Source organism: Rhodococcus sp. ABRD24 (assembly GCF_004328705.1).
Taxonomy (GTDB): Bacteria; Actinomycetota; Actinomycetes; order Mycobacteriales; family Mycobacteriaceae; genus Prescottella.
This window is the reverse complement of record NZ_CP035319.1, coordinates 4,574,838-4,585,808: the sequence shown is the minus strand read 5'-3', so window position 1 is coordinate 4,585,808 and position 10,971 is coordinate 4,574,838. Positions and strand designations below refer to the sequence as shown.

The 10,971-nt window shown below is 67.8% G+C and carries 8 protein-coding genes; 4 read left to right on the top strand and 4 right to left on the bottom strand.

The window, feature by feature from the left end:
- Window positions 1-154 precede the first annotated feature (154 nt).
- Window positions 155-2,359, top strand: coding sequence for an RNA polymerase recycling motor ATPase HelR (gene helR, locus ERC79_RS20490; protein WP_131580210.1), 2,205 nt, complete (start codon window positions 155-157; stop codon window positions 2,357-2,359).
- 136 nt (window positions 2,360-2,495) lie between these two features.
- Window positions 2,496-3,314, top strand: a complete 819-nt coding sequence (locus ERC79_RS20485; RefSeq protein ID WP_131580209.1) for a dienelactone hydrolase family protein — start codon at window positions 2,496-2,498, stop codon at window positions 3,312-3,314.
- Window positions 3,315-3,447: 133 nt separating this feature from the next.
- On the opposite strand, the gene ERC79_RS20480 is transcribed toward ERC79_RS20485, so the two are convergent.
- Window positions 3,448-5,070: an AMP-binding protein gene (locus tag ERC79_RS20480; RefSeq protein WP_131580208.1), complete on the bottom strand. Its 1,623-nt coding sequence runs from the start codon at window positions 5,068-5,070 to the stop codon at window positions 3,448-3,450.
- 96 nt (window positions 5,071-5,166) lie between these two features.
- Between ERC79_RS20480 and ERC79_RS20475 the strand changes: the two genes are divergently transcribed.
- On the top strand, window positions 5,167-6,042 hold the full coding sequence (locus ERC79_RS20475; protein WP_131580207.1) for a LuxR C-terminal-related transcriptional regulator: 876 nt from the start codon (window positions 5,167-5,169) through the stop codon (window positions 6,040-6,042).
- 76 nt (window positions 6,043-6,118) lie between these two features.
- Window positions 6,119-6,919 carry a nuclear transport factor 2 family protein gene (locus ERC79_RS20470; protein WP_131580206.1) on the top strand — a complete coding sequence of 267 codons (801 nt, stop codon included), beginning with the start codon at window positions 6,119-6,121 and terminating at the stop codon, window positions 6,917-6,919.
- Window positions 6,920-6,946: 27 nt separating this feature from the next.
- Here the strand turns inward: ERC79_RS20470 and ERC79_RS20465 are convergent, their stop codons facing one another.
- From ERC79_RS20465 to ispG, 3 genes are all read right to left on the bottom strand, one after another.
- Window positions 6,947-8,749: a penicillin-binding transpeptidase domain-containing protein gene (locus tag ERC79_RS20465; RefSeq protein WP_131580205.1), complete on the bottom strand. Its 1,803-nt coding sequence runs from the start codon at window positions 8,747-8,749 to the stop codon at window positions 6,947-6,949.
- A 30-nt stretch (window positions 8,750-8,779) separates the two neighbouring features.
- Window positions 8,780-9,616, bottom strand: coding sequence for a GNAT family N-acetyltransferase (locus ERC79_RS20460; RefSeq protein ID WP_131580204.1), 837 nt, complete (start codon window positions 9,614-9,616; stop codon window positions 8,780-8,782).
- A gap of 141 nt (window positions 9,617-9,757) precedes the next feature.
- On the bottom strand, window positions 9,758-10,921 hold the full coding sequence (ispG, locus tag ERC79_RS20455; protein WP_131580203.1) for a flavodoxin-dependent (E)-4-hydroxy-3-methylbut-2-enyl-diphosphate synthase: 1,164 nt from the start codon (window positions 10,919-10,921) through the stop codon (window positions 9,758-9,760).
- Window positions 10,922-10,971 lie beyond the last annotated feature (50 nt).

Below are 10,971 nucleotides of genomic sequence, written 5' to 3'. Positions count from 1 at the left end.
CTCCGCGGCCGTGTGAAGAGATCGTCGAGAGCATCAGAACCACGCTCCCTTCCACTTTCAACTTATAGCTCACCGGGGGGCTTGCGGCAAGGCCCGGGTGGCGCCGCAGAATGGCTGGCCCACGCCAGAACCAACCGAATTGGGTGACGCGAAAATGCATATGCAGTCAAGTGCGTTCGACCTACCCGGCCACCTGACCGCCAAGGCCGATCCGGCACTGATCGCCGACGACGAACGGCACTTCGCGGCCATCGCGGTAAGCCTCGAGCAGTCCATCTCCGGCCTGTCGGCCCGCCTCGACGCCAGACGCAGGTCGCCCGGCGGCAGTGGCCAGGCCGCGATGGAGCGCGACATGGAGATCCACCAACTCGACGCTCAGCTGCGCACCCTGCGCCGTTTCGGCTTGGATCTGTGCCTCGGACACATCGTCGGCGTAGACGGCGCGGAGCCCGTGTACATCGGAAGGCAGGGACTCCTCGACAGCGCGGGCCATCAGCTGCTGGTGGACTGGCGCTCTCCAGCGGCCGAGCCGTTCTTCGGAGCGACTCACGCCAACCCGATGGGCCTGGTGCGGCGTCGGCGATATCGCTGGCGCCTGCGACCGTCGAGCGGGGCGCGGATCAGCGACTACTGGGACGAGGTGTTCACCCCGGACGGGTTGGCCCATGACGTCGCGCTCGACGACCAGTCCGCCTTCATCGCCAGCCTCGGCAGCTACCGTTCACCCCGGATGCGCGACGTGCTCAGCACAATCCAGGCCGACCAGGACGCCATCATCCGTGCGGGATCAGCTGGCGCCCTCGTCATCGACGGCGGCCCCGGTACCGGTAAGACAGTCGTCGCGCTGCACCGCGCCGCGTATCTGCTCTACGCCGACCCCCGCCTCCGCCACGGCGTACTGTTCGTCGGCCCGCACGAGCCCTACCTGGCATACGTCGCCGACGTCCTGCCCAGCCTCGGCGAGGACTGCGTGCAGCTGTGCACCCTGCGGGACCTCGTCGCCGAGGGCGCCGACGCGCGGCCGGAAACCGACCCGGACGTCGCCCGTCTGAAGTCGTCGGCCGACCTCGTCAAGGCGATCGAAGCCGCCGTCAGGTTCTACGAGCAGCCGCCGACCGAGGGGATGACGGTCACGATCGAGTGGTCCGAAATCTGGCTGAGCCCCGACGACTGGGCCGAGGCATTCCGAGCACCGGAGCCCGGGACTCCGCACAACGAAGCGCGCGAACAGATCTGGGAGCTGCTTCTCACGATTCTGATGGGCAAATACGAGGACATGCAGGCTCTGCGAGCCTCGCCCGGTGACACTCCGGCAGCCCACGTCCGACAGTCGCTGCGGCAGAACGACGAACTACGGATGACCCTCGACAACGCATGGACACTGATCGAAGCCGCCGACCTTGTCGCAGACCTGTGGTCGGTACCCGCCTACCTGCGCAGGTGCGCGCCGTGGCTGCGTCCCGACCACGTTCGGAAGCTGCAACGTGCGAACGCCCAGGCCTGGACCGTGTCCGACCTGCCGCTGCTGGACGCGGCTCGGCAGCGGCTCGGCGACCCGGAGGCGTCCCGCCGTCAGCGCCGGCACAACGCCTCCGTGGCTGCCGAACGCGCGCGGATGAGCAGAGTAGTCGACGACCTGATCGCAGCCGACGACTCCGAACTGCTCGTGATGTCGATGCTGCGCGGACAGGACCTGCAGGATTCCCTGGTCGACGAGACCGCGAGGCCGCGCATCGATCCCACTGGCGCCACCCGGAACGTGCTCGCCGGACCGTTCGCGCACATCGTGGTCGACGAGGCGCAGGAACTCACGGACGCGGAGTGGCAGATGCTGTTGCTGCGCTGCCCGTCCCGCAGCTTCACCATTGTCGGAGACCGCGCCCAGGCCCGGAATGGCTTCACGGAGTCGTGGCGGGACCGGCTCGAACGGATCGGGTTGAGCAGGATCGAGCTGGCTTCGCTGAGCATCAACTACCGGACGCCGCAAGAGGTCATGGCGGAGGCCGAGCCGGTCATCCGGGCCGCGCTTCCGGACGCCAACGTGCCGACGTCCGTCCGCAGCATCGGCGTTCCCGTCGTACACGGACGCACGCCGGATCTGGACTCGATCCTCGACGCCTGGCTTGCCGAGCATGCCGAGGGAATCGCCTGCGTCATCGGAGCTGATGGCGTCGACCAGAGGACGCTCCGCACGGGGTCCCGCGTCCGCTCGCTGACGCCGGAGCTTGCGAAGGGACTCGAGTTCGACCTGGTCGTTCTCGTCAGCCCGGAGTCGCTCGGCTCGGGCATCGAGGGAGCCGTCGACCGCTATGTGGCCATGACCCGTGCGACCCAGCAGTTGGTGATCCTGACGAGCTGATGGCTAACTCCGATTTCGCAGGGTTGGCGGAATCGACACGAATCATGGCTGTTTCGCCCCTCCTCGGCAGGGGTTTCCAAGGAGAGAATCGATCTGCTTGCACGAGCACCCGCTTCGATGACCAGGAGAGCGACCGATGCCGACCCGCGATATGACCGTGAACGATCCGCTCGAGGACTTCAACACCCGCACGATCACCCTCGAGGGTGCCTCCAAGATCGTTCAGGTCTCGGGTACGGGTCCGGCGGTGATCGTGATGCCCGAGATGCCCGGAATCAGTCCGCAGGTCGCACGTTTCGCACGATGGGTGCGCGACGCCGGCTTCACGGTCTACCTGCCGTCTCTGTTCGGGACGGACGGTGCGGTGCCGACCGTCGAGGAGGGCACCGCCGTCATGCAACGCGCTTGTGTCAGCGCCGAGTTCCGTGCCTTCGGAGCGAACCGGACGAGTCCCGTCACTCAATGGCTTCGGTCGCTGGCGAGATTGGCACATCAGGAGTGCCAGGGTCCCGGAGTCGGCGCCATCGGAATGTGTTTCACCGGGAACTTCGCGCTGACCATGACGCTCGAGCAGTCGGTACTCGCCCCTGTCCTCTGCCAGCCGTCGTTGCCGCTCGACGATCCTGCCGGACTCGAGATTGCACCGGACGACCTCCAGGAGGTTCGCGAGCGCCTCCAGCGCGACGACGTCACCGTGATGGGTTACCGCTTCGCGGGCGATACCTGGTGTCGGGCAGAGCGTTTCGCCGCCTACACCGCGGCACTCGGCGACCGTTTCGTCGGACGGGTGCTGCCGGACTCCGCGGCAAACCCCGAGCCGCCGCCGTTCTTCGAGACCGTGGTGGCGAGCCCGCACAGTGTGGTGACGGCACACCTGATCGACGACGCCGGCGAGCCGACTATTGCCGCCCGCGACGAGATCGTGGCGTTCTTCACCGAGCGGCTCACCCGATGACCCGCAACGGCGACCTCGTGCACTGCGTGCCGATCCCGACCTCGTGCGAATTCTGGCCGAGGCCGGCGTCAGGTCACCCGACTTCCCGTATCTGAAGACTCCGGCGGAGGGACGCCTCTGCTCGAGAGACGGCTCACCCCTGGCGCAGGATGTACCGCTGCACCTTGCCGCTGGGGGTCTTGGGCAGGTGCGGCACGAAGTGCACGGTCCGCGGGTAGGCATGAGCGGCGAACTTCTTCTTCACCAGCTGCTGCAGATCCTTCTCCAGCTCGTCAGTGCCCTCGATGCCGCCACGCAACACGACGAACGCCTCGAGCACCTCGCCGCGCAGCTGGTCCGGCATGCCGACGACGGCCGCCTCGACGACGTCCTCGTGCATCACCAGCACGCTCTCGACGTCGAACGGCCCGATGCGGTAACCCGCCATGATGATCACGTCGTCGTCGCGGGAAGAGAAGAAGAAGCGTCCCTGCTCGTCGACCTGTCCGGCGTCACCGGTGATGTACCAGCGGCCGTCCTCGGTGAAGCGGGCCGCAGTCTTCTCCGGCGCATCGCTGTACCCGGTGAACCACATGAGCGGGCTGTGCTGCGTATCGATCGCGACCCGGCCCGGGGTGTTCGGCGGCGCGAGCTCGTCGGACTCATCGGCCAGTACGGCGCACGTCCAGCCGGGTAGCGGGCGACCCATCGAACCGGCGACAACGTCCTCGCGCAGACCGTCCGCCCACGCGTTGATGATGAACATCCCGTGTTCGGTCTGCCCGTAGTGGTCGCGCACGGTCACCCCGAGGTTGGCCTCCGACCACGCGATGACGTCGGGGGTGAGAGGCTCGCCAGCGGATGACGCCCGGCGCAGCGTCACCGATTCCGGCACCGGCGTCTCGTCGGCGCGCAGGCTGCGGTAGACGGTGGGCGCCGCAGCGAAATTCGTGACACCGAAACGCTCCATGACCTGCCAAGTGAGGGGCGCGGAGAACCCGGCATGCAGCAGGAGGCTGCGGATTCCGGACGTCATCGGACCGAGCAGCGCGTAGTACAGCCCGTACGCCCAGCCCGGGTCCGCGGCGTTCCAGAAGACGTCGTCCTCGCGCACGTCCAGGCCGAACTCCATGTAGGACTGGAACGACGCCAGTGCCCGGATCGGCACGGGGACGCCCTTCGGGGTTCCGGTGGTGCCGCTCGTGAACAGGCGCACCAGCGGGGCGTCGCCGCCCATCGTCACCGCCGCGCCGAGGGGGTCGTCGGCGGCGTGCTCGGCTATCAGATCCTCGAACCGCAGGGCGTCGCTCGCCGGCGAACCCGCGACGACGACACGCCACGACGGATCGGCAGGCATGTCCTCGCCCGGAGCGAGCTTGCCGAGCTGATCGGCGTCCGAGATCACGACACGGGCGCCGCTGGCCTCGAGCCGGAACTCGATGGCCGGCGGCGCGAACGCCGTGAACAACGGGACGTGGACGGCGCCGCGCCGCCAGATGCCGAGCAGGGCCACGACGAGGTCAGCAGACTTGCCCATCAGGGTCGCCACGCAGTCCCCCGGCTCGACACCGAGGCCGGCCAGCGCGGCGGCAAAGCGGGTGGACTGCTCCCGCAGGTGTCCATAGGTGAGATCGGTCGACGACAGATCACTCTCGACGACGGTGAACGCGACCGCATCGGCCGGGTGCCGGTCACACAGCAACTCCGCGGCGCACGCCTGCGGGCTGTCGTACTGATCCGCGAGTTCGCGAAGTCGGGCGGTGGTGTCGACGGTCATCGTCACTCCTCGTCGTCGGGGCCCAGTCACCGCAGGGCCGTCGTGCGACCTATGATCCGAGTCACAGCCTCGAACTGCTACCCCCGGAAAGGGGTGATGAGGGTGCCGAACCATTCCCCGGCCCTACTCCGTCCACGTGACCGCGACGCGCTGCGCACCGAGCTCCGGAACGTGGCCGCTACCGGCATCGTCCCGGTCGTGTTCGGCGGTGAGGTCTTCCACGGAACTCTGCACCTGGGCGAGTTCGTCGGCACACACACCAACGGCCTCCGCGGCCTGGTGGTGTCGGAGAGTTCAGGACTCGGCGGACGGGTGATGGCGCGACGAAACCCTGCTGCGGTTCACGACTACGGCCGCGCCCGCACCATCACGCATCACTACGACGGCCCGGTCCTGGCCGAGGGGCTCTGTTCGGTACTGGCGGTGCCCGTCATCGTCCGCGGACGCTCCCGCGCCGTGATGTATGCCGCGATCCGAGAGCGCGTGCCGATCGGCGATCGTCTGACCGACGTCATGATGCAGGCCGGTCGCCGCCTCGCGAACGAGATCGCGATTCGCGACGAAGTGGATCGACGTGTCGAGTTGCTCGACGCGGCTGCGGCCGAGCGCACCGTACCGAGCGCGGTGGACACCGAGGAGATCCGGGACGTGCACGCCGAGCTCCGCAGCCTCGCGCAGACTGTTGACGACCCCGCGCTACAGGAACAGCTGCGGGCGCTGTCGAGCCGACTCGCCGGCGTCGGGTCGACAGCGGATCCGAATCGCAGCACCCCGACGGTCGTGCTGTCGCCTCGAGAGTTGGATGTCCTCAGCCACGCAGCGCTCGGATGCTCGAATGTGGTTATCGCCGAACGACTGTCGGTCAAGCCCGAAACAGTCAAGAGCTACCTGCGCAGCGCCATGAGCAAGCTCGACGCGCATTCCCGGCGCGAGGCTGTCGTGGCGGCGCGGAGATTGGGTCTGCTTCCGTAACCCGCCAGGGAGCGGCCACGCCCGGGCAGCATCCAGTTTCTGGAACACGTTCCACCTCTGTGCAATACTCGCGGCCATGTCAGCGACACCGATCGAACCCGCCACGATCACCCGCGCCACGACGGCACAGGAAATCCTCGATCTGGCGCGACAGTCACCCACCGCCGTCGCGGAACACGACAAGACGGCCTGGCTCGGTCTGTTCGCGGATCGCCATGTGGTCGAGGATCCGGTCGGCGGCCGCCCGGTACTGGGCGGCCTGTTCGACCGGCGCACCGGCCGGCGCGGAGGCGATCCGCTCGCGCGATTCTGGGATACCTTCATCGCTCCCAACGAGATTCGCTTCCATGTCGAGCACGACGATATCGTCAGCGGGCTCAACGTGGTCCGCGACGTGACCATCGAGACGGGTCTCGGCGGCGGCGTCGTCGCCAAGGCGCCCATGCACCTGCTGTACGAGACAACGCTCGACGAGGGTGCGCCGCGGATCCGCCGTATTGCCGCGCATTGGGAAGTGGCGCCGATGTTTGCGCAGGTGGCCGGTGTGGACGCCGCAAAACTCCGTGTTGCCGCCGGTATGAGCGCACGAATGCTCCGACTGCAGGGCCTCGGCGGCGCACTGGCGTTCGGGCTCGCAGTGCGCAGCGTCGGTGAACGGGGCAAGCAGGCGGTGCGCCGACTCGTCGAGTCCGCGCAGCGCGGCGACCGTGCGGCGCTCGAGATGCTCGGTGGGCGGCCCGTCAGCGACGTCACCAAGATGATCGCAGCGGGCGACACCGTGACCGCGTCATGCACGGCCGACGGCGCCCATGCGGTGCTGTTCTGCTATCTGAATCGGAAGGACCTGCAAGTCACGAGCGCGGTCGTGTACACCTGAGTCCTCGTCGTCGAGGCCCAGTCGCTTTCAGAATTCAGGGGGCAGGGCCGCGAGCATGTCCCGGGTAACCGCGACCGCGTGGTCCGAGCTGCCGCCGCGGACCACGAGTGTCGCGAATGCCAGGTCGCCGCGATAGCCGACGAACCAGGCGTGCGACCCGCCGATCACCTCGGCCTCCCCGGTCTTGCCGAACACCTCGCCCTGATCCGCGATCCGGGTGGCGGTGCCCGCGGTGACCACCGAACGCATCATCGGACGGAGCCCGTCCACGATCTTCGGATCGATCTCGCGTCGCTCGCCGTGGACCTTCGTCTCGCGGCCCGAGATGAGCTGCGGCACCGGGGTAGTGCCATGTGCGATCGTCGCGGCCGCCATCACCATTCCGAATGCACTGACCAGCACCCGGCCCTGACCGAAGCCGTCCTCTGTCCGCTGGACCATCGCCGTCGCCGCCGGAACGGAACCGGTCTCGGTCGGCAGCCCCTCGATGTCGTAGTCGGCACCGATTCCGAACTGCGACGCCGTGACCGTGAGCGCGTCGGAGTCCATCTCACTCGCCAGCTTGGCGAACGTCGTATTGCAGGAACGAGCGAATGCGGTGCTCATCGGGACCTCGCCGAGGGCGAAGTCGTTGTAGTTCGGCACCACTCGTTGTCCGATCACGATCCGCCCCGGGCAGTCCACCAGTGTCTCCGCGGTAGCCAGTCCACCGGCGATCGCGGCTCCCGCCGTCACCATCTTGAACGTCGACCCCGGCGGGTACAGGCCGGTGAGCGCGATCGGCCCCTCTCGATCCGCGGCCGCATTCTGCGCAACCGCAAGGACGGCCCCGGACGATGGCTGGATCACCACCATCATCGACTGCTCGGCCCGCCCGGCCACCGCGGCCTGCGCGGCCTCCTGCACACGGCGGTCGAGGGTGATCGTCAGCGACGGGACCGGTTGCGGCGCAGTCTCGGTCAGCACCCCGGTGTCGATGCCGTTGCGGTTGACCGCGACCACGCTCCAGCCGGCCGTCCCGTCGACCTCACCGACCACCGCGTCGCGGACCCGTCCGATGAGATCAGGCGCGAAGCCGCGGTCCGTCGGGACCAGATCCGCCTCGTCGACGTCCGATACTCCAGGAATGTCGGCGAGCGCAGACTCCACGTCCTCGAATTCCTCGCCGCGGAGCGTGATCACGGGGTAGGCGCTGCCCCGCGTGGTCGCGGACTCCGCGATGGACTGAGCGGTGAGTCCGGGCACAAATCGAGCCAGCACCGCCGATAGCGCCTGTGCGGATCCGATCACGTCCGGTGTGCCCGCGGCATCGAACGTGATCCGGTGGACGACACCGGGAATCAGGACGTCAGTACCCGAGCGCTCGTTGACCCGGGCCTTCGGCGCCGCGTTTGCACGCAACTCCATTGTCTGCGTCTCCCCCAGCTGCGGATGGACGTTCGTATTCGACCATCGCACCGCCCACTCCCCGCCCCGACGGCCCATCTGAAGTTCCCCGGTGTACGTCCACACCCGGCCCTTCGGCAGGTGCCACGTATACGTGTATTGGACCGTCCCTGTGTCGCCGTGCGCCCGCACCGCCCCGGTCTCCGCCTCGAGCGACTCGGCCTGGAGCGTGGCCCATACCTGTCCCAGCGCATCTCCCGCCACGCCGGGACGGTCCGACTCACCCGCCGCGCGCTCGAAATCTCTGTCCGCGAACGCATTCAGGAACGCCTGTGCTGTCGCCTCCGGCCCACTGGGTCGGGGCGTGCACCCGCCACCGAACACAACCGCAGCTACCAGGAACACGGCGCTGGTAGCGATGAGACGGGAACGGCGAGACTTCATCGCCGCCATGGTAGTTCGGTTCGGCTGCAATCAGTCCAGCAACACGGTCGCGAACGTCGCAACCTGCCTGAATCCGACGCGCGCGTAAGCCCTCCGCGCCCGTTCGTTGTAACTGTTGACGTACAGGCTTGCGGTGCGCCCTCGTGCTGTCACCGCGGCGGCAACCGCAGCCGTACCCGCCGTGCCCAGGCCCTCACCGCGGCGCATCGGATTCACCCAGACGCCCTGGATCTGCCCAACGCTGGCCGACATCGATCCGATCTCGGCCTTGTAGAGGACCTCACCGTCCTCGAACCGGGCCCACGCCCGGCCCGACGCGATCAGGTTCGCAACCCTCCGCCGATAGCTACGACCACCGTCCGCCGCCTGTGGGTCCATACCGACCTCCTCGATGAACATGGCCACCGCGGCCGGAAGGTAAGTCTCTATTTCGTCCATCCGTACCTGGCGCACTCCTGCGTCGGGACGTAGCAACGGTTGCCCGGAGAGCGCGAGCAACGGCTGCTCCGACCGGATCTCGCGGGCCGGTCCCCAATCCGATTCGAGCATCCCCCACAGCGGCAATGTCAGCTCCGCACGCCCCACCAGCGACGAACACAGCCGGGGCACGCGGCAGGCCCGATCGGCGAAAGCACGCAGGTCGTCGATCTCCCCGCGCAACGGCACGAGATTCGCTCCGGCAAAACACAACGATTCGACCGGGCCACCCCGACTCCACACCTCCCCCTGCAGCGCGCGCGGATCGAGTCCTGTCTGCTGAACGCGCGCGGCAACCATGCACGACGCCACGGGATCGGACTCGAGCACACGCAGCACCTGGGCGGTGTCCCGATCACCCAGCTGCCTCGCTCCGAGGACCTTGAGCACTACCGCACCCCTTCCTGCTGCGCCACCGTGCCGTGTCACCAGGCTGTGGGGCCACTTCGCCGCGCACTGTCAGCGCCCCGCGCCGTCAGTGCCCAATCTTTGCGACCACATTGCCATGAACGCACGCTCAGATGGTCACATTCAGCTCACGGTGACGACCGGCGCGCCCGCAGTCTCTCCGCCCTCCATCTCCTCCGCAATCCGCATTGCCTCTTCGATGAGGGTCTCGACAATCTGCGCCTCGGGCACGGTCTTGATGACCTTGCCCTTCACGAAGATCTGGCCCTTGCCGTTGCCGGACGCGACACCGAGATCGGCCTCGCGGGCCTCACCCGGACCGTTGACGACGCAGCCCATGACCGCGACGCGCAGCGGCACCTCCATGCCCTCGAGCCCGGCACTCACCTCGTTCGCCAGCGTGTAGACGTCGACCTGCGCGCGACCGCAGGACGGGCAGGACACGATCTCGAGCTTGCGGGGACGAAGATTGAGCGACTGCAGGATCTGAGCGCCGACCTTGATCTCCTCCGCCGGCGGCGCGGACAACGAGACGCGGATGGTGTCGCCGATGCCCTCGGACAGCAGGGCCCCGAACGCGACGGCCGACTTGACGGTGCCCTGGAACGCCGGCCCCGCCTCGGTCACCCCGAGGTGCAGCGGGTAGTCGCACTGCGCCGCGAGCTGCCGGTAGGCCTCGACCATGATCACCGGATCGTTGTGCTTGACCGAGATCTTGATGTCGCCGTAGCCGTGCTCCTCGAACAGGCCCGCCTCCCACAGCGCCGACTCGACGAGCGCCTCCGGGGTCGCCTTGCCGTACTTCTGCATCAGACGCGGATCGAGGGAACCCGCGTTGACGCCGATGCGAATCGGGATACCGGCGTCGCCGGCCGCTTTGGCGACCTCCTTGACGCGGCCGTCGAACTCCTTGATGTTGCCGGGGTTGACGCGGACCGCGGCGCAGCCTGCGTCGATCGCGGCGAAGATGTACCGCGGCTGGAAGTGGATGTCCGCGATCACCGGGATCTGGCTCTTCCTCGCGATCGTCGCGAGCGCGTCGGCGTCCTCCTGCCGCGGGCACGCGACGCGGACGATATCGCAGCCGGAGGCCGTCAGTTCGGCGATCTGTTGCAACGTCGCATTGATGTCATGGGTCTTGGTGGTGCACATCGACTGCACCGATACCGGGTAGTCGCTCCCCACTCCGACGCCGCCCACCATCAACTGGCGCGTCTTGCGGCGGGGTGCGAGAACGGGGGTTTCGCTGGGAGCACCGGGCATGCCCAAACCGACGGGGCTGGTCACGATTCGCCTTCTTTCGTTGCTACTGGGCAAGTCTATCGTTCGAGAACCGG